Below are 21,141 nucleotides of genomic sequence, written 5' to 3' on the forward strand. Positions count from 1 at the left end.
GGAACCTAAGTTCACGTCAGTTATCCACATAGCCCACAACGCGCCATGCCGCTCACCCCGCGCACGCGTTAGTGTGGCCTCAAACGTTTGGAGGAGAAGGACATGAGCGAGCAGATTAATACGCCCGATCTCTATGACGACCGGGGTGAGGAATTGGAATCCGTTGCAGTCCAATTCCAGAACCTGGGCGGTCACACGCACTTCAGCGGACAGGTACGTACCATCAGGTGCTTCGAGGACAATGCGCTGGTAAAGACAGTCCTTGGAACGCCAGGCGAAGGAGCCGTTCTGGTGGTTGATGGTCAGGGATCACTCAGGACTGCCCTCATGGGGGACATGATTGCTGAAAGTGCCGTCGCAAACGGCTGGGCAGGGGTGATCATCAACGGTGCCATCAGGGATCGTGAAGCTCTTGCGCGGCTGCCGCTGGGCATCAAGGCGCTGGGCAGCAACCCGAAGAAGAGTGCCAAAACGGGTGTGGGCGAGGTTGATGTCCAGTTGGTGATTGATCGCGTGAGGATCCAACCCGGGGTAATGATCTACAGCGATCCGGATGGCATTCTCGTGGAACGCTGACCCCAGGGACTGGGCGACTTACGAGGGTTGTTCAAGAAACATTCTTCTTCCGGGAATCAAACAGGCATTAGGATAGTTACTGAAAGCAACTATCCTGCTTAAAATCCACTTTTCTGCCACCTCTGGAGAAGATATGTCCAAATCTGCGCCCCTCCGGGCCGCTGGCGAGGTCTTGACCCATCGTCAGACGCTCACCGTCATGGTGGGACTCATGCTCGGCATGTTCCTGTCCTCACTGGACCAGACCATTGTGTCGACGTCCATCTACACCATCGCCAACGACCTCGACGGCCTGTCGCTCCAAGCCTGGGCCACCACCGCGTACCTCATCACATCCACTGTGAGTACGCCGCTCTACGGCAAGCTCAGTGACATCTTCGGACGCCGGCCGCTGTACCTGGCCGCCATCCTGATCTTCCTGGCCGGATCCCTCTATGCGGGATCTGTCCATTCGATGACCGAGCTTGCTATCGCCCGTGGCGTCCAGGGCCTAGGCGCAGGTGGCCTGTTGGCGCTGGCTTTGACCATCATTGGCGACATCGTTGCTTTGAAGGACCGCGCAAAGTACCAGGGCTACTTCATGTCCGTGTTCGGTATTTCGTCCGTCCTTGGTCCAGTCATCGGCGGCGCTTTTGCCGGCACATCGAGCATCCTTGGCTTCGACGGCTGGCGCTGGGTCTTCTTCATCAACCTTCCCATTGGCCTGGCCGCACTCACCGTGGTCTTCATGTTCCTGCACCTGCCTGCCCGGCACGTGAAGCAGAAGATCGACTATTGGGGCGCGGCGGCCATCACCCTGGCAATCGTTCCGCTCCTTCTTGTCGCCGAGCAGGGCAGGTCCTGGGGTTGGTCATCGGGCGGATCCTGGCTCTGCTACGGCCTTGGCGTCATCGGCATAGTGGCATTCCTGTTCGCCGAGATGCGGGCCGGGGACTATGCGCTGATCCCCTTGCGTCTCTTTAAGAACGCAACTTTCGGGTTGTCATCCCTGCTGAACTTCATCATCGGCATCGGCATGTTCGGCGCCATCGCCATGCTGCCCATGTACTTGCAGCTGGTGAAGGGCCTCACCCCCACCGAAGCAGGTCTGATGATGATCACCTTCACCGTGGGCATCCTGTTCGGTTCCATCAGCGCCGGGCGAACCATCTCGTCGTCGGGCGTTTACAGGATCTTCCCCATCCTTGGAACGGCAATCCTGACTGGCGCCGCGACCGTCATGGGCCTGGTGCTCGGCGTGGATACGGGCCTCTGGGTCCCCGGACTGATTGCCGTGTTCTTCGGCGTCGGCTTGGGCTTCTGCATGCAGCCGCTGACACTCGCCATGCAGGTCTCGGTGCCGCCCAAGGACATGGGCGTCGGAACCTCCACCGCGGCTTTCTTCCGTTCCATGGGTGGAGCCGTGGGCACGGCCGTGTTCATCTCCATGCTGTTCAGCCTGGCCGCGGACAAGATCGCCGATGGCATGAAGACCGCTGCATCCACCCCGGACTACCAGGCTGTCATGAAGGATCCGGCCGTGGCGGCAGATCCCGCGAATGCCAAGCTCTTCGATTTCTTCAAGAATGGCGCCACCAACGATTCGCTGAACGACACGAGCTGGCTGCACGCAGCCAACAGCACGCTCACGAGGCCCATCACCGAGGGCTTCGCCCAAGCAATTGATGCGGTCATGCTCACGGCAGCTGGCCTGATGCTGATCGCATTCCTCATCAGCTTCGCGTTGCCCAACAAGAAGCTCATGGACCCGAAGGCTGCAGCCAAGGAATCCGTCCCGGCGCACTAGGCGGTACAGGCTCCTCCAAAACCAAAACCAAAACCAAAACCAGAACGGCAGGCAGTCTTCGGACTGCCTGCCGTTTCTTTGGGGATTGGAAGCTACTTTTCGTTCATGGGGATGCGGACGCCGCGTTCGTTGGCTACTTCGACGGCGCGGTCGTAGCCGGCGTCGACGTGGCGGATGACGCCCATGCCGGGGTCGTTGGTCAGGAGACGTTCGAGTTTCTCCGCGGCCAGATCGGTGCCGTCCGCGACGGAAACCTGTCCGGCGTGCAGGGACCGGCCGATACCGACCCCGCCACCGTGATGGATCGAAACCCAGGTAGCACCCGAAGAGGTATTGATCAGCGCGTTCAGCAACGGCCAGTCAGCAATCGCGTCGGACCCGTCGGCCATGGCCTCGGTCTCCCGGTACGGGGACGCCACGGAACCGGAGTCCAGGTGGTCACGGCCGATCACGATCGGGGCCTTGACCTTGCCCTCCTTCACGAGCTGGTTGAACAACAACCCGGCCTTGGCACGTTCACCGTACCCGAGCCAGCAAATACGGGCCGGCAAACCCTCGAACTCCACCCGCTCCGCCGCGGCGTCGAGCCACTTGTGCAGGTGCTTGTTCTCCGGGAACAACTCCTTGATCGCCGCGTCCGTCACCGCGATGTCCTCCGGATCACCCGAGAGCGCCACCCAGCGGAACGGGCCCAGGCCCTCGCAGAACAACGGGCGGATATAGGCCGGGACAAAGCCGGGGAACTCGAACGCCCGGTCGTAGCCGCCCTTGCGTGCCTCGTCCCGGATCGAGTTGCCGTAATCAAACACCTCGGCCCCGGCGTCCTGGAACTCCACCATCGCCTGGACATGCCTGGCCATGGACGCCTGGGCCTTCTTCGTGAACCCTTCCGGGTCCGCCTCGGCCTCGGTGTGCCACTCCTCCACGGTGATGCCCTCGGGCAGGTAGGACAACGGGTCATGGGCACTGGTCTGGTCCGTGACCACATCAATGCTCAGCTCCCCGGCCTTGTGCCGGGCCAGCAGCTCCGGGAACACCTCAGCAGCGTTGCCCACATACCCCACGGACCAACCACGGCGCTCAGCCTTCGCGGCCTGGACCTTCGCGATCGCGGCGTCCAGGTCCGTTTCGACCTCGTCCAGGTACCGCTTCCCGGCCCGGCGGCGCAGGCGCGTCTCGTCCACGTCCACAATCAGGCACGCACCGTCGTTCAGGGTCACGGCCAGCGGCTGGGCGCCGCCCATCCCGCCACAACCACCCGTCAGGGTCAAGGTCCCGGCCAGCGGGCCTTCGGTGGAACCAGCTGCGGCCGGGGCCGGGTGACCGGCGGTGTTCTGCCTGGCGGCGGCCAGCTTGTTCCCCACCGCGGCGAACGTCTCATACGTGCCCTGCAAGATGCCCTGCGTGCCGATATAAATCCAGGACCCTGCCGTCATCTGCCCGTACATCATCAGGCCCTCGGCCTCCAGGCGGCGGAACTCCGGCCACGTCGCCCAGTCCCCCACCAGGTTCGAGTTCGCCAAAAGCACCCGGGGAGCCCACTCATGGGTGCGGAACACACCCACCGGCTTGCCCGACTGGACCAACAGCGTCTCGTCCTTCTCCATCGTCTCCAGGGTCCGGGTGATCGCATCAAACGCAGCCCAGGACCGCACAGCACGGCCCGTACCGCCATAAACCACCAGATCATCAGGACGCTCAGCAACCTCAGGATCCAAATTGTTCATCAACATACGCAACGGCGCCTCGGTCTGCCACGACTTGGCAGTAAGCTCAGTACCCCGCGCGGCCTTAACCGGACGGGCACCAGTAGTGAAATCGGCGGGTGCCATAATGACTCCTTCGTAAAATGTCCATGGACTGTCTGATCCCTGGTTTGTTTGCGAGCACAACGGACCTTCATGCATGAGTCGCCTTATGCCCAGGACCTGCTGATACAAGTAGGCCGGATTTTCCTGCGTCCAGGGAGGGGGGAATCAAGCATCTTGTCCGAAATACCGGACAATGGAAGACATGATGAAGCGCCGAACGCATTGGAATGGCATAGCGGGACGTTAGACAAACGCCGCCATTCCCGTGATCGCCCGGCCGGCCACCAAGGTGTTGATTTCATACGTCCCCTCGTATGTATAGATGGCCTCCGCATCGCAGAAGATTTTTGCCATTTCGTAGTCCACGGCCACCCCGTTGCCGCCAAGGACACTGCGGCCCATGGCCACCGATTCGCGCATGCGTTTTGTGACGAATGCCTTAGCCATCGCTGAGTGCTCGTTCCTGGACCTGCCTTGGTCCTCGAGCTGAGCCAGTCTGACCATCATTCCCATGGAACTTTGCGCGTTGGAGAGCATGGTGACGAGTTGTTCCTGGATCAACTGAAAGCTCGCGATGGGCTTGCCGAATTGGTGGCGCTCTACTGCATATTTGCGGGCCACATCGAAGGCGGCCATCTGAAGTCCCACGGCCTGCCAACCGACGGTGGCACGCGTGCTCTTCAGGACCTTGTTGGTGTCACGGAAGCTATTCGCTCCCGCGAGCTTCATGTTGTCGGGCACAACGACGTCTTCCAGAACGATGTCGGCGTTCTGCACCGCACGCAATGCTATTCGGTTCGGAATAAGCGTCGCCCTGAACCCTGGCGTTGTGGTGTCCACGAGGAAGCCCTTGACTTGGTCGTCATCGGTATCCTTTGCCCAGACAATCACATAGTCCGAGAACGTCGAATTGCCAATCCATCGCTTTTCGCCGTTAAGGATCCACTTGTCCCCGTCCCGACGTGCCGTCGTACGCGTCCCGCCCGCAACATCGGAACCAGCCAAAGGCTCCGTAATTGCAAAGACGCCAGTCTTTTTGAGGGAGTAGAAGTCCGGTAGCCAGTCAGCCTTCTGCTCCTCCGAACCCAGTAGCTCAATCGAGCCAGTAAACAGGCCATCGTGGCCACTGAAGAAAGTGCCGAAGGATGCGTCAACCCTGTGGATTGCCGCGGTCAGCATCCCGGCAAAAAGATGGGAATGCCCCTGGCGGCGGACAGGGCTGATGATGTCCAGTTCTGCAACCTTGGGAATCAGGTGTTTAGGAAACTCGCTACGGTTCCAGTGGTCAGCCGCTACTGGACGGACTTCCGCCTCAAGCCAATCCCTGATCTCATCCAAGCGGCAAGATTCATTTGCGGGAAGCATCGACTCAAAGTGGAAGAAGTCCCCATCGGAGTAGGGGAGATCTACGTTGGGAAGAGACTGGGTACTCATGCGGTCCTCCATGGAAGGTATTACGGGAAGGTGATTGGAATGGACCGCCAGAACGGAGGGTCGCGGACAGCTTCAGCGTTCGGCGGTCTTTCTGAAGGTATACGCCGAAGGACCCGCGAAATGGCCCAGGTCACAGCTTTTCAGACATCGTCCGAAATACCGGACGGAACGTGAGTTACTTTTCGTGATGCAAAACACGGATCATGCTCAGATGGATCGCAGGTAGGGGGACCTGGACTCTCCGTTCATTTAGTCAAAGGAACACCATGCAGACAGCAACAAATACAGGGGCAGGCGGGACGCGGGTGGAGCGCCGTTCCATCGACTTCGTTCCCGAAAACGAACGCCATGGTTCACCGGCCCAGCAATTTACTTTGTGGTTTGGGGCCAACATGCAGATCACCGCGATCGTGGACGGCGCCTTGGCGGTACTTTTCGGAGCAGACGCTCTATGGGCCATCATCGGCCTCCTGATCGGCAATCTCCTGGGCGCTGCGGTAATGGCGCTGCACGCTGCCCAGGGACCGCGTCTGGGACTGCCCCAGATGATTTCCAGCCGAGCACAGTTCGGCATCCTCGGCGCAGTTATTCCCCTGATATTGGTAGTGATCATGTATCTGGGCTTCGCCGCCACCGGTACCGTCCTTGCCGGACAGGCGGTAGACCAGATCCTGCAGACGGGCACGCCCGCGGTGGGTATGGTGATTTTTGGTGCTCTAACAGTCCTCGTAGCAACGCTGGGCTACCGGTATATCCACCTCATGGGCCGCATCGCGACTGTTGCCGGTATCCTCGGCTTTGGCTACCTGGGCATCCGCTTGTTTACCAGCCATGATGTGGGTGCGCTCCTCGGATCCGCTGAGTTCCAATTCCCCACATTCCTCTTAGCTGTGTCACTCAGCGCTGGCTGGCAGTTGACATACGGTCCCTACGTGGCAGATTACTCCCGTTACCTGCCATCAAAAACGCCGGTGCGCCAGACTTTCTGGGCCTGCTACTTGGGCACGGTTATCGGCTCGCAGTGGTCCATGACTCTCGGTGCGCTCTTCGCTTCCCTTGCCCTGCCGAAAGGCTCGAGGTTCCTGGATGGACAAGTTGCATTCCTTGGAGGCCTCAGCGGTGGAGGTGCCATTGCACTGGTTATTTACTTGGTCATCGTCATCGGCAAACTAACCGTCAACACACTCAACGCCTACGGCGGGTACATGACGATGCTCACGTCCGTCACAGCGTTCACCCGAAAGACCAAAGTGGCCACATGGACCCGTTTCGCGTATGTGGTGGGCTTCATCGGACTGTCCGTAGTCATTGCAGTCGTAGCCTCACCGGACTTCATAGCAAACTTCAAGAACTTTGTGTTGCTCTTGCTGATGGTCTTCATCCCGTGGAGCTCGATCAATCTTGTTGATTACTACCTGGTGTCCAAGGAAAAGGTGGATATCCCGGCGCTCTACGATCTCAACGGACGATACGGCCGTTGGAATAAGACTGCTTTGGTCTCCTACGCTGCGGGTATTCTCGTCCAGATACCGTTCCTGGCCCAGACCCTCTACACCGGTCCGATGACTGAACTGCTGGGCGGAGCCGACATCTCCTGGCTGGTCGGACTGGTTGTAACAGCAGCCCTGTATTTCCCCTTGGCTAAGCGGAATTCGACCGCCCCGACCGAAATGATCTATCCCGTCGACGCAATCCCGGCTGGCGTGGGCACAACCTTAAACCACTAGGCCGGCAGCCCGCGCTACAAAGCGCGGCGAAGATACATCAAACGAGCAGTTGACCCCTTCATAAGGGGTCAACTGCTCGTTTTAGTTAGTTGTGGGTTCCAAGCCTCCGTGAGATCTCCCGGGCACATCGATTGACCTCGGGGATCCAGGTCCGGGCCACATCTTCGATTCTTAAAGCCCTCTCCTCAGCCGACTCCTCATCGTTTCTAAGGCGCCTCTCAGTTGGTAGGAATGCCCGGTTCGAAACAGTCAACGTCACACTTGCCACCGGATATCGCTGCCTATCGAGGACAGCAACCGCCACGGAGGAAAAACCCTCCGTAATCTCGTCCTGTTCCCAGGCATAGCCCAGGGTACGCGCTCTTGCCAAGAGGTCCTCCAGTGCAGGCACCGATTGAGGACCATTGCTGTTCCGCACCGAAAAGGCTTCCGGGCCGGGGAAGAGTGCAGACACTTGGGCACGGTCCATCTGTGACATCATTGCCCTTCCGCTCGCGGTCAAATGAGCCGGCAGCCTCACCCCTGTATCTGTCACAAGGGGGCGCTGCCGGGGAGCACGCTCCTCAATGACATAGACGACGTCCCTTCCATGCATGACCGCAAGGTGGGCGGTCCGCCTCGTACGGGCCACCAGACGCTCCAACGGGAAGCGTGCGATGCGCTGAAGTGGGGCCTGCCGCGAATAGCCGGTCCCCAACTCGTGGGCCGTAACTCCGAGCGCATATTTTCGTTCCTCGGGAAGATGCAGCAGGAATCCATCATCAATTAACGCAGAGATCAGTTGATAGGTGGTGGACCGAGGCAGCCCTACATCCCTGGCAATCGCTGAAGCGCTCACTGGTCCTGCTTGACCCGCAACATATCTCAGCACGGCAAGGACCTGCGCCGCAGCGGGCGCTTTCGACCTCGGCAAAGCTCCGTTCATCTCCGAAGCATACTCCTCGCATCGTCCGGTATCTCGGACAACTTGGGGGCCCTTCCCTTCATTCCAAAACAGCGTGCTGTTGAGATGGAAACAGGAAAAGCCGTCAACCTAAGGAACGCAAATGACCACCAACCAAACAGTCCCTTCCGGCCTTCAACACGTGCTCGATGGCCAGCCCGATGACGCCACAGCTTCGCCGGTTCAAGGCGCACTCCACGGCATCCGGGTCCTGGATCTTTCCCGTGTGCTCGCTGGCCCCTTCTGTGCAATGATTCTGGCCGACCTTGGCGCCGAAGTCATTAAAGTTGAGAGTCCTGAGGGTGACGACTCCCGCCACTTCGGCCCTACTGTCAACGGCCAGTCAGGCTATTACCGGCTGTTCAACCGGAGCAAATATGGCATCACGCTTAACTTGAAAGAGGATGACGATCGTGGCACGCTCCTCGATCTTGCAAAAACAGCGGACATCATCGTTGAGAACTTCCGTCCGGGAGTCATGGAACGCCTCGGCATCAGTGCAGGAAAACTACGGCAGATCAATCCGCGCCTCATCGTGGTGAGCATCAGTGGATTCGGGCAAACCAGCAAGCTTCGCGGCGCTCCGGCCTACGACCTGATCGCCCAAGCCATGAGCGGTCTCATGTCGGTCACCGGCTGGCCTAACGGGGAACCGACCCGAGCAGGAGTCAGCCTCGGTGACATCATCCCTGGAATCTACGGGGCTACTGCCGCCTTAGCCGCTCTTCAGGAGCGCCACACCACCGGAAAAGGCCAACACATCGACTTAGCGATGTTGGACAGTCTGGTGTCCATTTTGGAGTCCGTGGGTATGCGGGCCCTGCACGGAGAAGAACCCACGGCCTGCGGAAATGACCATGCCATGTCCACGCCATTCAGCACCTATAAAACGATGGACGGATCAATCGCCATAGCTATTGCGGGCGACCGACTGTTTCCCAGGCTATCAGCGGCTCTGGACCGGGACAGGTGGCTGTCCGACCCTAGATTCCGCCTGCAGACCACGAGAAACAAGCATTCATCGGAGTTCCGCATTGAATTGGAGGAGGCGCTTAGTGCCATGACAAACGAGCAAGCCGTGGCCCTGCTGGAGCACCATCAGGTCCCCGTCGCCGAGGTCCGTTCCGTCACCGATGCTTTGACCAATGAGCACGCACGGGAACGAGGTCTGGTTGCTATGGAAGAAGACGGGTTCGCTACCCTGGCATCCCCACTGCGTCTAACAGGGTCCGTGCCGCCACGGCCCGCTCCTCAGCTTGGTCAACATAATCACCTCATTCCCCAATGGAGCGGCAAGACGATCGAGTACCGCAGCTAGCGCCCGCACTTGGGGCATGAAAGCTAACGACGGCGGCACGTGCGTTCCGCTCCCAACGCACCTGCCGCCGTCGTTCTTTGCGTTCAAGTAGTTGGTTCAAAGCCGCCTTCTTTGACCCGCCCAGGGCGCATCAGCAGCCCACAGCTCACTCCCAGCCACCAATCAGGACCGCTGCGTTAATTTAGTGAATGCACGTCATCTGACTCACCTTGACTGGAAGTTGGCGGATATGGCGTGCAACACTGTGTAGCGCGTGTGCACCGGCGTCCCCGTCGGAACAGCCGACGACGTCCTGCACCGTGAATCCCACACCACCATTCCCAAGGGAGACCCATGTCCAATCCCAGCACCGAAGGCGTGCCCCCAGTATCCAGGAAAGTGATCGGCTTGGCCGTCGCTGGAGCGGTGGGCGGCTTCCTGTTCGGCTTCGATTCTTCCGTGGTCAACGGTGCCGTGGATGCCATGAAGGACGAGTTCCTTATGAGCGAAGCCGTCACTGGCTTTGCTGTCGCCGTCGCCTTGCTGGGGTGCGCACTGGGAGCCTACCTGGCGGGCAAGGTGGCCGACCGCTACGGCCGCATCCCGGCCATGAAGATCGGCGCGCTCCTGTTTCTAGTGAGCTCCATCGGAACAGGACTGGCCTTTGGCGTGTGGGACCTGATCTTCTGGCGTTTGGTAGGGGGCTTGGGCATCGGCCTTGCTTCGGTCATCGCCCCTGCCTACATTTCCGAGATTTCTCCCCGACACGTGCGTGGTCGCTTGGCGTCCCTTCAGCAGCTAGCCATCACTACGGGTATCTTTGCGGCACTGTTGTCCGACGCCGTCCTGGCCAACTCAGCCGGCAGCGCCGGCAGCACCTTGTGGCTCGGCATGGAAGCCTGGCGCTGGATGTTCATCGCTTGTGCCGTGCCCGCTGCTGTGTATGGCTGGATCGCATTCCGTTTGCCTGAGTCGCCGCACTTCCTGGTGCTCAACGGCAAGGAAGATGCCGCCCGCAAGATCTTCGACACCCTCATCCCGGGCGACGACACCGAACGGCACATTCGCGATATCCGCGAGTCCATCCAGCAGGACCAGCTGTCCACCAAGAAGGGCTCGCTGCGCGGCAACTCATTCGGCCTGCAAGCAGTGGTGTGGATTGGCATCATCCTGTCCGTGCTGCAGCAATTTGTTGGCATCAACGTGATCTTCTACTACTCCACCACGCTGTGGAAGGCGGTTGGATTCCAGGAGAAGGACTCCCTGACCATCTCCGTCGCCACGTCCGTTACCAACATTCTGGTGACACTCGTAGCCATCGCACTGGTGGACCGCATTGGTCGCCGACCCATCCTGCTCACCGGTTCAATCGGCATGGCCGTATCCCTGGGCGTCATGGCGTTGGCGTTCTCCTCGGCTGTTGGTACCGGCTCCGAGATCAGCCTCCCCGGGGCTTGGGGTCCCGTTGCCCTTGTTGCGGCCAACGTCTTCGTGATCAGCTTTGGTGCTTCATGGGGTCCGCTCGTCTGGGTGTTGCTGGGCGAGATCTTCCCGTCCCGTATCCGGGCCCGCGCGCTGGGACTGGCCGCCGCCGCGCAATGGATCGCCAACTTCGCCATCACCCTCAGCTTCCCCATCATGGCGGCAGGTTCGCTGCCACTGACGTACGCCTTGTACGCAGCGTTCGCTTCGGCGTCGTTCTTCTTTGTGATGTTCAAGGTTCCCGAGACCAACGGCATGTCGCTGGAGCAGGCCGAGACGCTTTTCATCCCCAAGGGCGCACCGGTGGCGCCATTACCGGTCACGTCCAACGGGCCCAGATAACGAGCATCTACACCAGGTGCGGTTCGTGCGACTTCAGATATCCGCGGCCGCCGAAGGCAATGATGATCGCGATCACCATGGCAACAGCACCGGCGAAGAAGGGCACCTGGGGTCCAAAGTGCTCACCCAGTTGGGCTGCCGCGAACGGGGCCAGCGCACCACCCATCCAGCGCACAAAGTTGTAGCCGGCCGAGGCGATGGGTCGCGGCGAATCGGAGACGCCCATGGCCAGTTCCGTGTAGATCGTATTGTTGATTCCCAGCAGGGCGCCCGCCGCGATGACAAGCACGACGACGGCAGTCACCGAGTGCCCCGCAGCAAGTCCCAGTCCAATGAGGTCGAGCATGAGCGCGAACAACGTGCCGGTCAGGACCTTTACAGCGCCCAAGCGCTTCTGGAGCACGGGTGCCACGAACACCGAGAACACGGCTACCGCGACGCCCCAACCGAAGAACACTCCCCCGATGCCATATGCGTCCATGCCGAGGATGAAAGGCGTGAAAGCAAGGATGGTGAAGAAGCCGTAGTTGTAGAAGAGAGCGCTCGCCGCGGTTGTGCTGAGGCCTTTGTGTCCCAGCGCCAGGAGCGGATCCCGCAAGCGTGACTTCTTCGCGGGGGCTGGTGTTTTGGGGAGCAACGCCAGTAGCGCGATGAAAGCAGCGGCCATAAGAACCGCAGTTCCAAAGAACGGTGCGCGCCACTGCCATCCGCCCAACAATGCCCCGAGCAGCGGGCCGAGTGAGATGCCCAGGCCGAGCGCTGCTTCGTAGAGAATGATGGCCGCTCCGGTCCCACCACTGGCCACACCAACGATCACGGCGAGGGCGGTCGCGACAAAGAGGGCGTTACCCAATCCCCAACCAGCACGGAAACCCACCAACTGCTCAACACTGCCGGACAAACCGGACAACGATGCGAACACTACGATCACGGCCAGCCCGATCAGTAGCGTCTTCTTCCCGCCGATGCGCGAGGACACGAAGCCGCTGATCAACATCGCAATCGCCGTCACCAGGAAGTAGCTCGTGAAAAGCAAGGAAACTTCACTGGTGGAGGCCTCAAGGTTCTTGGCAATCGCCGGAAGAATCGGGTCTACGAGCCCGATGCCCATGAACGCGAATACGGCAGCAAGCGCGGTGGCCCACACGGCCTTCGGCTGTTTGAGGAATGAAGCTTTTTCAGCTTCGAGTGTGGATTCGGTAGTTGTCTCGGCGCTTTCTGAAGCGTCAGCCAGCTGGCGTGACATTCAATGGCTCCTTGTCGGTGCGTTTAGTTCTGGTTAGTTCTGGAATGAGCTGTTGAGTTTGCTGATGATCGGGAGCGCCGCAGCGAGTTGCTCGACTTCGTCGCTGCTCAGCTCTTGGAGCAGCTCGGCCACCATCGCGTTCCGCCGCTGGTTGGCAGACTCGACGGCGGCACTGCCGGCTTTGGTGATGACCACCTGGACGGCGCGGGAATCGTTGACATCAGGCTGCCGGCTGACGAGGCCGGCACGTTCGAGCTTGATGATCTGCTCCGTCGCGCTGGGGACCTTGATCCCCAGGTTCTTGGCGATATCGCCCACGCGGAGGCCGCCGTCGGAAATCATGGACAGCAGGCTCAGCTGCGCAGCGGTGAGTTCGCCCTCCGGATCCAGGCGGCGGAACATGTACACGCCCAGGCGCAATGACTCGCGGAATTCCTGGGCGAGGTCCAGTAGTCGGGGGTCGAAGGGCGAAGCGCTCGTCATATTTAGGTAGCCTAATAGTTAGGTCGCCTAAGAGTCAAGCTTTAGTGAGTATCGGACGGGATTAGAGCTTCAGTTTCATGCCCTCATGGCTCGCAACGAAGCCCAGCCGCTCGTAGAAGCGGTGCGCCGCGACGCGCGACTTGTCCGTGGTGAGCTGCACCAGCGAGCAGCCACGCTCGCGCGCTTGGTCGATGGCCCACTGGATCATGACCGCGCCCACGCCTTGGCCGCGGAGCACCTCGGAAACCCGCACGGCCTCGATCTGCGCCCGCCAGGATCCCTTGCGGGACAGGCCCGGGAGGAAGCTGAGCTGGAACGTGGCCACCACCTCGCCGTTGAGCTCGCCCACCACCAGGAGGTGGGCCGGGTCGCCGTCGATCGCGTCGAAAGCCCGCTCGTACGGCGCAAGGTCATCCAGATTCTCGCGGGTCGCGCCTAATTGGTCATCAATCAGCAAGGCAAGGATGCGCGGCAGGTCGGCTTTAGTGGCGCGACGAAGACTGAAGGTTCCGGAGCCGACGTCGACAGTCAGCAGGGCGGACGCGGCGGCAGAGTCTGGGGTCATTACCTCAGCATGTCATTTTTGATCAGAACTCATTATTGCTAGGTACCGGTACTTAGTTCTACTATGTAGTGGTAGCTAGTAGTACTGAGTAGCGAGGGAGGTGTCCGATGGGCAAGCAAATGACGGAGATGCTCAAAGGCACATTGGAGGGCATTGTTCTGGCCCTCCTCACCGGAAAGGCGGCGTATGGATACGAAATCACGACGCTGCTCCGGGCGCAGGGCTTTACCGAGATCGCTGAGGGCACCGTGTACGCACTGCTGGTCAGGATCGAACAAAAGGGGCTGGTGAACGTCGAAAAGCGGCCATCCGAAAAGGGGCCACCCCGCAAGGTGTACACGCTCAACCCACAGGGCGAAAAAGAACTGGACGAATTTTGGAACACATGGAGCTTCTTGTCCGAACGGCTTGAACAGCTCCGCAAGGGAGGAAATTAACATGGCAGCGAAGTGGATCGAACTGGTAACTGGATCGCTCGAGCAAAAGAAGCAGTACAAGCAGGCCAAGGCGCGGCTGGATGCCCTGCCTGAGCCTTACTCCTCCGTGGCAAACGCCTTCAACCGGTACTTCATGTACTACGGCGGGGTCACCGAGGGGGACACGATCGTGCAGATGTTCACCGACCTGGCCGACCTTTGGGAACGCGCCGCCATCGACGGTACGCCCGTGAGCGAGATCGTCGGCGAGGACCCCATCGAGTTCGCCGAGGCGTTTGCCCAGGCATACGGCGGAAAGCGCTGGATTGATAAGGAACGCGAGCGCCTCACGAAGGCTGTCGATAAAGCGAAGGAGGCTGAATCATGACTGCAACGGCAATCCGGGTAGAGGGCATCGAGAAGTCGTACAAGGATCTCCATGTTCTGCGCGGCGTGGACTTCGAGGTGGCGTCGGGCAGCATCTTCGCCCTCCTCGGCTCCAACGGGGCAGGCAAGACCACCATGGTGAAGATCCTGTCCACCCTGCTCAAAGCGGATGCCGGCACTGCCGCCGTCGAGGGTTTTGATATCGCAGCCGAACCGCTGCAGGTCCGGGAGTCCATCAGCCTGACCGGGCAGTTCGCGGCAGTGGACGAGGTGCTGACCGGCAGGGAGAACTTGATCCTGGTGGCGAAACTACGTCACCTAAAGAACCCTGGCAAGATCGCGGATGAGCTGCTGGCACAGTTCAGCCTCACCGACGCCGGCTCACGGAAAGTGGCGGCCTACTCAGGAGGCATGCGCCGCCGCTTGGACATCGCCATGAGCCTGATCGGGCAGCCGAAGGTGATCTTCCTGGATGAGCCGACCACAGGGCTCGATCCGCAGGCGCGCGTCGAAGTGTGGCAGACCGTGAAGGATCTCGCCCGGAACGGCACAACAGTGCTGCTCACCACCCAATACCTCGACGAGGCCGAACATCTGGCCGACCGCATCGCGATCCTCCACAAGGGCACGATTATCCAGAACGGCACGCTCGACGAACTCAAGCGGCTGCTGCCGCCGGCCGAGATCGAGTACGTCGAGAAGCAGCCCTCACTCGAAGACGTCTTCCTGGCGCTCGTCGGCGAGACGGCTGAAGAGCAGAAAGAACAGGAGGCATCCCGATGAGCACCCACGTCCTCAGCGATACCCGCGTCCTCACCGGCCGCTCGCTGCGCCACATCCTGCGCAGCCCCGACACGATCATCACCACCGCGGTCACGCCGATCGCGCTAATGCTGCTGTTCGTGTACGTGCTTGGCGGCGCGATCAATACCGGATCCGACGAGTCGTACATCAACTACATGCTCCCCGGCATCCTGCTGATCACGATTGCCTCCGGCATCGCCTACACCGCCTATCGCCTGTTCCTCGACATGCAGGGCGGCATCTTCGAGCGCTTCCAGTCCATGCCGATCGCGCGGTCGAGCGTGCTCTGGGCGCACGTGCTGACCTCACTGGTGGCCAACCTCGTCTCGGTCGCGATCGTCGTCGGCGTGGCCCTTCTTATGGGGTTCCGCACCGGAGCATCCGTGGGCGCCTGGCTTGCAATCGCCGGGATCCTGGTCCTGTTCACGCTCGCCCTGACCTGGTTGGCCGTGATCGCCGGGCTCTCCGCGAAAACCGTCGACGGCGCCAGCGCGTTCAGCTACCCGCTGATCTTCCTGCCGTTCATCAGTTCAGCGTTCGTGCCGACCGCGACGATGCCGGGCCCGGTGGCCTGGTTCGCCGAGAACCAGCCAGTGACCTCGATCGTGAACTCCATTCGCGCGTTGTTCGCACAACAGCCGGTGGGCAGCGACATCTGGGTTGCCCTCGCATGGTGCCTTGGCATCCTGGCTCTCGCCTACGCCTTCGCCATGGCCGCGTACCGGCGGAAGATCGCCTAAGAGCACACCGGCCTAAGCTCCCCTCTCTCCAAGACGGGGAGCTTTCGCCATGCAGACCGATTGGCCATTGGTCAGACATTAGCTATAGCTTTATCGAACAGATTTGTAACGGCCGTCACCATTGTGACGGGTCTTCCGAAGGGTTCTTGAAACTAATGTCCGATCAGACAACAACGGGGCAGCTCCGCGCCTCCAGCAGGGACAGCGAGCCCCACCTGTCACGCTCGCTCAGCAACCGCCACATCCAGCTCCTGGCAATCGGCGGCGCCATCGGAACGGGCCTCTTCATGGGTTCCGGCAAGACCATCTCCGTGGCCGGACCCTCCGTGATCTTCGTGTACATGATCATCGGCTTCATGCTGTTCTTCGTGATGCGGGCCATGGGCCAGCTCCTGCTCTCCAACCTCAACTACAAGTCCTTCAGCGATTTTGCGGGCGACCTCCTGGGCCCCTGGGCCGGCTTCTTCACCGGCTGGACCTACTGGTTCTGTTGGGTGGTCACAGGTGTTGCCGACGTGATTGCGATCGCCGGCTACGCCAATGAACTGTGGCCGGGAATCCAACTGTGGATCCCGGGCCTGGCAACCATCGTGATTCTGCTCCTTCTGAACCTCCCCACCGTCAAGGCGTTCGGCGAGACGGAGTTCTGGTTCGCCCTTATCAAGATCGTGGCCATCGTGGCGCTGATCGTGGTGGGCCTGGTGATGATTTTCACCGGGTTCCAGTCCAACGCCGGAACCGCAAGCTTCACCAACCTCTGGAGCCATGGCGGATTCTTCCCCAAGGAATTCATGGGCTTCGTCGCCGGCTTCCAGATCGCAGTCTTCGCGTTCGTGGGCATCGAACTCGTGGGCACGGCGGCAGCCGAAACCAAAAACCCTGAGCACAACCTGCCCCGCGCCATCAACGCGATCCCCCTGCGCGTCATGCTGTTCTACGTAGGCGCACTCATCATCCTCATGTCCGTCACCCCGTGGACCGAATTCAAAGCAGGCCACAGCCCCTTCATCGCCATGTTCTCGCTGGCAGGCCTCGGCATGGCGGCAACCGTGGTTAACCTCGTGGTGCTCACATCGGCCATGTCTTCGGCCAACTCGGGCATCTACTCGACGTCCCGCATGGTGTTCGGCCTGGCCAACGACGGCGACGCTCCCAAGGTCTTCGGCCGGCTCTCCAGCCGCAAAGTACCCCAGAACGCACTGTTCCTGTCCTGCGTTCTGCTGCTGGCCGGCGTCGTGCTTCTGTACGCGGGCAAGGACGTTGGCGCCGCGTTCGACATGGTGACCACCGTGTCCGCCGTCTGCTTCATGTTCGTCTGGTCCATCATCCTGGCCAGCTACCTCGTCTTCCGGAAGCGCCGCCCGGAGCAGCACGCGGCGTCGCCGTTCAAGATGCCTGGTGGCATCCCGATGGTGTGGGTGGTCTTCGCGTTCTTCGCGTTCCTGGTGTGGGCGCTGACCACGCAGCCGGACACGCTCACAGCACTGCTGGTGACGCCTATCTGGTTCGCGATCCTTGGCATCGCCTATGCGGTTGTTCGCAAGTCGCCGCTGCACCAGGCCCGCGTGGCCGAGTGGAAGGCGATGGCGGAAGCCGAAACGGCGGCAGCGCGCTAACCCCCTCCCCATCCTCTCTCACATCCCACGGGATTAGGGGCGATGTTCTCTCACCTCCTGCGGGGTTTTGGCCGATGTTCTCTCACCTCCTGCGGGGTTTTGGCCGATGTTCTCTCACCTCCCCACGGGTTTGGGTGAGTTCATCGCAGCTGGGCCGATTGCCCGGAAAGCCTTCGACGTCGGCACCCAAGGCTGGGTGCCGACGTCGGGCGTTTGTTATGTGAGAGAACATCCGATAGAAAGCCTCAGGATGTGAGAGAACATCGCCGAAAAAGCGGCAGGATGTGAGAGAGGAACTAAGCTTCGGCTTTGCGGTCCTCTATGAGCTTCTGCAGCGCAGGGAACAGCGGGTGCGACGGCGGAAGTTCGGTGATGCGCTCGACGGCGGCAGCTGCGTCCAGCTCGGACAGCATGTTTGCGAGTTCCACGGCTTCGTCGTCGGATCCGTCGTCGAACCGAAGGGCGGCGGACATGGCCTCCAGCAGCGCGACGGGAGTGACGCCACGCTCGGCGAGTTCGGCCGCTGGGCCGACGAACCGCTCGTGCCGGCCCAGTTTCCGCAGTGGTGCCCGGCCGACGCGGGCCACAGTATCGGGCAGGTACGGGTTGGTGAAGCGGGACAGGATCTTCTGCACGTACGCTTCCTGCTCGGCCTCCACGAATCCGTGCTTGGCCACCAGCAATTCCTTGGTCTCTTCCAGCACAGCACGGACCTTTGCCGCCACGGACGGATCGGCCATGGCGTCGGAGATCTTCTCGAAGCCCGCTGCATAGCCGAAGTATGCAGCAGAAGCATGCCCGGTGTTCACCGTGAACAGCTTGCGCTCGATGTACGGGCCAAGTTCGTCCACGAACGTCGCTCCAGGAATAGCGGGGACGTGGTCACCAAACGGTGTGCGGTCGATGACCCACTCGTAGAATGTCTCCACCGTGACATCCAGGCCTTGGCCGGGCTCCTGATTCGGGACAATTCGATCCACCGCGGTGTTGGCAAAGACAGCCACTGAGTCCAAGTCAGCGGCGGAGTCATCCCAGGCTGCCCGGACCTCTGCTTGCAGTAGGTGCGTCGCGTTGATGGCGTTCTCGCAGGCCATAACCTGCAGCGGCGGCAGTGATGGCTCCCGTGCTGCAAGCCCACGAGCGATCACGGGTGCCACGAATTTCAGGATATGCGGCCCTACAGCAGTGGTGACCACATCCGCCGTCGAGATTTCCTCAACAACGGCAGCTTCCTGCGTGCTTGAGTTCAGCGCACGGAACCCGTCCACGGTTTTCACCGCGGGGTTCTCGCCCACCTCATGGACGTTGTAGCTGCCCGCAGAAGCGAGTTGGCTGATCAGCGCGTCCGCAACATCCGCGAACACCACCTCATACCCGGCCTCATGGAGCAACAGCCCCACAAAGCCGCGTCCGATGTTGCCTGCCCCAAAATGGACTGCCTTCACTATGCGTTGACCTTTCCGAACAGTTCCAGCACTTCCTCAACCGTGGTCGCTTCCTCCAATTGGGCCACCTGGGCCTTGTCGGTGAAGATCTTGGCGATCGAGGACAGGATGTGGAGGTGCTCATTGTTGAGGCCAGCCACGCCGACCACGAACTTAACTTTCTTGCCACCCCAGTCGATGCCCTCGGGGTACCTAATGATGGAAACTGCCGAGTGCCGGATGTGCTCCTTGGCATCGTTGGTGCCGTGCGGGATCGCCAGGAAGCTGCCCATGTACGTGGACACGGATTCCTCGCGTTCGTGCATGGCGTGCACGTAGCTGACATCCACGGCACCGCGGTCCAGCAGGAGCTGCCCGGCTTCGTCGATCGCAGTATCGCGGTCCTGGGCCGTACCGTTCAGCACAACGCTTTCGGGGAGCAGGACTCCCTTGCCCACGACGGCGGCCGCCGGCTCAGCGGCATGCGCACCGTGGGTGGCGGCTGCTGTGGGGGCGGCTGTGTCGCCGGCAGGGCTTTCGGTGTTGCTCGCCTTGACCAGCTCCACGATTTCGTCGTATCTGGGGCTGTTCATGAAGTTGTCCACCGAGAAGTGCATCGCGCTGGCAGTCCTCGGCTGGGCGCGTTCGGTGAGGTCTTCATGGGTGATCACGACATCGTAGGAATCGCTCAGGTTGGCGATTGCCGAGTTGGTGACCTTGACGTCAGGGAAACCGGCAGCCTTGATCTTGTTGCGCAGCACCGAGGCACCCATGGCGCTGGAGCCCATGCCGGCGTCGCAGGCGAACACGATGTTCTGGACAGGGCGGGTGAGGACGGTGCCGCCGCGCTCGCCTGCCCGGTCGCCCACAAGGGCCGAGGAGACGGAACTCTTCTTGCCCTTCATGGCTTCCATGCGGGATGTGGCTTCGGTGAGATCGTCCTCGCCCTTGTTCTTGGAGGTGCGAAGGATCAAAGAAGCAATGAGGAAGGAAACGGTGGTTGCCAGGACCACGGCCAGAATCACGCCGACGTAGCTGTCACGGGACGTCTGGGCTATGACCGCAAGGATGGAACCCGGGGCTGCAGGAGCCACGAGGCCGGAGTTGGTGATGGCCAGGGTCGCGATGCCCGTCATGCCGCCACCGATGGCAGCGAGGATCAGGATCGGCTTCATCAGGACGTACGGGAAGTAGATCTCGTGGATTCCACCGAAGAAGTGGATGATCGCTGCGCCCGGCGCTGAAGCCTTTGCTGCGCCACGGCCGAAGAACATGTATGCCAGCAGGATGCCCATGCCCGGGCCGGGGTTGGCTTCGAGCAGGAACAGGATGGACTTGCCGTGGTCCAAGGACTGCTGGATGCCAAGCGGGGTAAGCACACCGTGGTTGATGGCGTTGTTGAGGAACAGGACCTTGGCAGGCTCAATGAAGATGCTGGTCAGCGGAAGCAGGCCATTGTTGACGAGGAACTGGACCACGGCTCCGGCGCCGTCGGTGAAGATTTTGACAATGAATGAGAGGCCGTAAAAGCCGCCCAAGGCCAATGCCGCACCCCAGATGCCAGCGGAGAAGTTGTTCACCAGCATCTCGAAGCCGGGACGGATCTTGCCATCCCAGAGGCGATCAAGCTGCTTGATGGTCCAGCCACCCAGCGGACCCATGATCATTGCGCCGATGAACATCGGAGATGTTGTACCCGCAATGACACCCATGGTGGCAATGGCACCCACAACGCCGCCACGGACGTCGTAGACCATCCGGCCGCCGGTATAGGCAATCAGCAGGGGCAGCAGGTACTTGACCATGGGGCCAACGAGGCCCGGGTTGGTAACGCCCTCGGCGTTGGTCCCGAAACCGCCAAGTTCCGCGACTGGAATCCACCCTTCCTTGATGAACAGGGCCGTTATGAGGCCCCAGGCGATGAAGGCGCCAATGTTGGGCATGATCATGCCGGACAGGAATGTTCCGAACTTTTGGACGCCAACGCGCAGGCTGGTGCGGGGCTTCGCAACGGTCTCTGTTGCCATGTGAATTCCTAACGTGTGTCCCGCGGCGGCGCGGG

General features: G+C 60.8%; 18 protein-coding genes. 10 read left to right on the plus strand and 8 right to left on the minus strand.

Annotated elements, in window-relative coordinates; translation table 11 throughout:
- The first annotated feature begins 102 nt into the window (after positions 1 to 102).
- Positions 103 to 576, plus strand: a complete 474-nt coding sequence (rraA, locus tag LDN75_RS22390; RefSeq protein ID WP_223934864.1) for a ribonuclease E activity regulator RraA — start codon at positions 103 to 105, stop codon at positions 574 to 576.
- Between the two features lie 133 nt (positions 577 to 709).
- The gene (locus tag LDN75_RS22395) at positions 710 to 2,362 is read left to right on the plus strand and encodes an MDR family MFS transporter (RefSeq protein WP_223934865.1); all 1,653 of its coding nucleotides are present in this window, start codon (positions 710 to 712) and stop codon (positions 2,360 to 2,362) included.
- 92 nt (positions 2,363 to 2,454) lie between these two features.
- On the opposite strand, the gene LDN75_RS22400 is transcribed toward LDN75_RS22395, so the two are convergent.
- The gene (locus LDN75_RS22400) at positions 2,455 to 4,194 is read right to left on the minus strand and encodes a urocanate hydratase (protein ID WP_223934866.1); all 1,740 of its coding nucleotides are present in this window, start codon (positions 4,192 to 4,194) and stop codon (positions 2,455 to 2,457) included.
- Positions 4,195 to 4,416: 222 nt separating this feature from the next.
- The gene (locus LDN75_RS22405) at positions 4,417 to 5,607 is read right to left on the minus strand and encodes an acyl-CoA dehydrogenase family protein (protein WP_223934867.1); all 1,191 of its coding nucleotides are present in this window, start codon (positions 5,605 to 5,607) and stop codon (positions 4,417 to 4,419) included.
- A 266-nt stretch (positions 5,608 to 5,873) separates the two neighbouring features.
- Between LDN75_RS22405 and LDN75_RS22410 the strand changes: the two genes are divergently transcribed.
- Positions 5,874 to 7,334: a cytosine permease gene (locus tag LDN75_RS22410; RefSeq protein ID WP_223934868.1), complete on the plus strand. Its 1,461-nt coding sequence runs from the start codon at positions 5,874 to 5,876 to the stop codon at positions 7,332 to 7,334.
- Between the two features lie 85 nt (positions 7,335 to 7,419).
- Here LDN75_RS22410 and LDN75_RS22415 read toward each other — a convergent pair whose 3' ends face one another.
- A complete protein-coding gene (locus LDN75_RS22415) occupies positions 7,420 to 8,172 on the minus strand; it encodes an IclR family transcriptional regulator (RefSeq protein WP_263422340.1) in 753 nt (250 codons plus the stop codon).
- Between the two features lie 208 nt (positions 8,173 to 8,380).
- On the opposite strand from LDN75_RS22415, the gene LDN75_RS22420 reads away from it, so the two are divergent.
- The gene (locus LDN75_RS22420; RefSeq protein ID WP_223934870.1) at positions 8,381 to 9,595 is read left to right on the plus strand and encodes a CoA transferase; all 1,215 of its coding nucleotides are present in this window, start codon (positions 8,381 to 8,383) and stop codon (positions 9,593 to 9,595) included.
- A gap of 333 nt (positions 9,596 to 9,928) precedes the next feature.
- Positions 9,929 to 11,398, plus strand: a complete 1,470-nt coding sequence (locus tag LDN75_RS22425) for a sugar porter family MFS transporter (RefSeq protein ID WP_223934871.1) — start codon at positions 9,929 to 9,931, stop codon at positions 11,396 to 11,398.
- A 7-nt stretch (positions 11,399 to 11,405) separates the two neighbouring features.
- Here LDN75_RS22425 and LDN75_RS22430 read toward each other — a convergent pair whose 3' ends face one another.
- The 3 genes from LDN75_RS22430 to LDN75_RS22440 all read right to left on the minus strand — a co-directional run bounded on the left by LDN75_RS22430 (position 11,406) and on the right by LDN75_RS22440 (position 13,692).
- Positions 11,406 to 12,644 (minus strand): MFS transporter, encoded by a 1,239-nt coding sequence (locus LDN75_RS22430; RefSeq protein WP_223934872.1) that lies wholly within the window; start codon positions 12,642 to 12,644, stop codon positions 11,406 to 11,408.
- A 33-nt stretch (positions 12,645 to 12,677) separates the two neighbouring features.
- Positions 12,678 to 13,127, minus strand: a complete 450-nt coding sequence (locus LDN75_RS22435; protein WP_223934873.1) for a MarR family transcriptional regulator — start codon at positions 13,125 to 13,127, stop codon at positions 12,678 to 12,680.
- A gap of 61 nt (positions 13,128 to 13,188) precedes the next feature.
- Positions 13,189 to 13,692: a GNAT family N-acetyltransferase gene (locus LDN75_RS22440; RefSeq protein WP_223934874.1), complete on the minus strand. Its 504-nt coding sequence runs from the start codon at positions 13,690 to 13,692 to the stop codon at positions 13,189 to 13,191.
- 107 nt (positions 13,693 to 13,799) lie between these two features.
- Here LDN75_RS22440 and LDN75_RS22445 point away from each other — a divergent pair, with 107 nt between their 5' ends.
- From LDN75_RS22445 to cycA, 5 genes are all read left to right on the plus strand, one after another.
- Positions 13,800 to 14,129 carry a PadR family transcriptional regulator gene (locus LDN75_RS22445; protein ID WP_223934875.1) on the plus strand — a complete coding sequence of 110 codons (330 nt, stop codon included), beginning with the start codon at positions 13,800 to 13,802 and terminating at the stop codon, positions 14,127 to 14,129.
- A gap of 1 nt (position 14,130) precedes the next feature.
- Positions 14,131 to 14,496 (plus strand): DUF1048 domain-containing protein, encoded by a 366-nt coding sequence (locus tag LDN75_RS22450; protein WP_223934876.1) that lies wholly within the window; start codon positions 14,131 to 14,133, stop codon positions 14,494 to 14,496.
- Complete coding sequence (locus LDN75_RS22455; protein WP_223934877.1) at positions 14,493 to 15,278, plus strand: ATP-binding cassette domain-containing protein; 786 nt, start codon at positions 14,493 to 14,495, stop codon at positions 15,276 to 15,278. Before LDN75_RS22450 ends, LDN75_RS22455 begins: the two co-directional genes overlap by 4 nt.
- Positions 15,275 to 16,039, plus strand: coding sequence for an ABC transporter permease (locus LDN75_RS22460; protein WP_223934878.1), 765 nt, complete (start codon positions 15,275 to 15,277; stop codon positions 16,037 to 16,039). Before LDN75_RS22455 ends, LDN75_RS22460 begins: the two co-directional genes overlap by 4 nt.
- A gap of 155 nt (positions 16,040 to 16,194) precedes the next feature.
- Complete coding sequence (gene cycA / locus LDN75_RS22465; RefSeq protein WP_223934879.1) at positions 16,195 to 17,655, plus strand: D-serine/D-alanine/glycine transporter; 1,461 nt, start codon at positions 16,195 to 16,197, stop codon at positions 17,653 to 17,655.
- Positions 17,656 to 17,951: 296 nt separating this feature from the next.
- On the opposite strand, the gene LDN75_RS22470 is transcribed toward cycA, so the two are convergent.
- Together LDN75_RS22470 and LDN75_RS22475 are read right to left on the minus strand one after the other, a co-directional pair.
- Positions 17,952 to 19,100: a mannitol-1-phosphate 5-dehydrogenase gene (locus tag LDN75_RS22470; RefSeq protein WP_223934880.1), complete on the minus strand. Its 1,149-nt coding sequence runs from the start codon at positions 19,098 to 19,100 to the stop codon at positions 17,952 to 17,954.
- Entirely contained in the window at positions 19,100 to 21,106 is a 2,007-nt protein-coding gene (locus LDN75_RS22475) for a PTS mannitol transporter subunit IICBA (RefSeq protein ID WP_223934881.1), read from the minus strand. The genes LDN75_RS22470 and LDN75_RS22475 overlap by 1 nt, the downstream gene beginning before the upstream one ends.
- Positions 21,107 to 21,141 lie beyond the last annotated feature (35 nt).

Origin of the sequence: Arthrobacter sp. StoSoilB5 (assembly GCF_019977235.1) — a bacterium.
GTDB lineage: Bacteria > Actinomycetota > Actinomycetes > Actinomycetales > Micrococcaceae > Arthrobacter.

Bases quoted from the DNA above. Each gene is read 5' to 3' on its own strand.
- rraA (WP_223934864.1), top strand. From the start codon at position 103: ATGAGCGAGCAGATTAATACGCCCGATCTCTATGACGACCGGGGTGAG.
- LDN75_RS22395 (WP_223934865.1), top strand. From the start codon at position 710: ATGTCCAAATCTGCGCCCCTCCGGGCCGCTGGCGAGGTCTTGACCCAT.
- LDN75_RS22400 (WP_223934866.1), bottom strand. From the start codon at position 4,194: ATGGCACCCGCCGATTTCACTACTGGTGCCCGTCCGGTTAAGGCCGCG.
- LDN75_RS22405 (WP_223934867.1), bottom strand. From the start codon at position 5,607: ATGAGTACCCAGTCTCTTCCCAACGTAGATCTCCCCTACTCCGATGGG.
- LDN75_RS22410 (WP_223934868.1), top strand. From the start codon at position 5,874: ATGCAGACAGCAACAAATACAGGGGCAGGCGGGACGCGGGTGGAGCGC.
- LDN75_RS22420 (WP_223934870.1), top strand. From the start codon at position 8,381: ATGACCACCAACCAAACAGTCCCTTCCGGCCTTCAACACGTGCTCGAT.
- LDN75_RS22425 (WP_223934871.1), top strand. From the start codon at position 9,929: ATGTCCAATCCCAGCACCGAAGGCGTGCCCCCAGTATCCAGGAAAGTG.
- LDN75_RS22430 (WP_223934872.1), bottom strand. From the start codon at position 12,644: ATGTCACGCCAGCTGGCTGACGCTTCAGAAAGCGCCGAGACAACTACC.
- LDN75_RS22435 (WP_223934873.1), bottom strand. From the start codon at position 13,127: ATGACGAGCGCTTCGCCCTTCGACCCCCGACTACTGGACCTCGCCCAG.
- LDN75_RS22440 (WP_223934874.1), bottom strand. From the start codon at position 13,692: ATGACCCCAGACTCTGCCGCCGCGTCCGCCCTGCTGACTGTCGACGTC.
- LDN75_RS22445 (WP_223934875.1), top strand. From the start codon at position 13,800: ATGGGCAAGCAAATGACGGAGATGCTCAAAGGCACATTGGAGGGCATT.
- LDN75_RS22450 (WP_223934876.1), top strand. From the start codon at position 14,131: ATGGCAGCGAAGTGGATCGAACTGGTAACTGGATCGCTCGAGCAAAAG.
- LDN75_RS22455 (WP_223934877.1), top strand. From the start codon at position 14,493: ATGACTGCAACGGCAATCCGGGTAGAGGGCATCGAGAAGTCGTACAAG.
- LDN75_RS22460 (WP_223934878.1), top strand. From the start codon at position 15,275: ATGAGCACCCACGTCCTCAGCGATACCCGCGTCCTCACCGGCCGCTCG.
- cycA (WP_223934879.1), top strand. From the start codon at position 16,195: ATGTCCGATCAGACAACAACGGGGCAGCTCCGCGCCTCCAGCAGGGAC.
- LDN75_RS22475 (WP_223934881.1), bottom strand. From the start codon at position 21,106: ATGGCAACAGAGACCGTTGCGAAGCCCCGCACCAGCCTGCGCGTTGGC.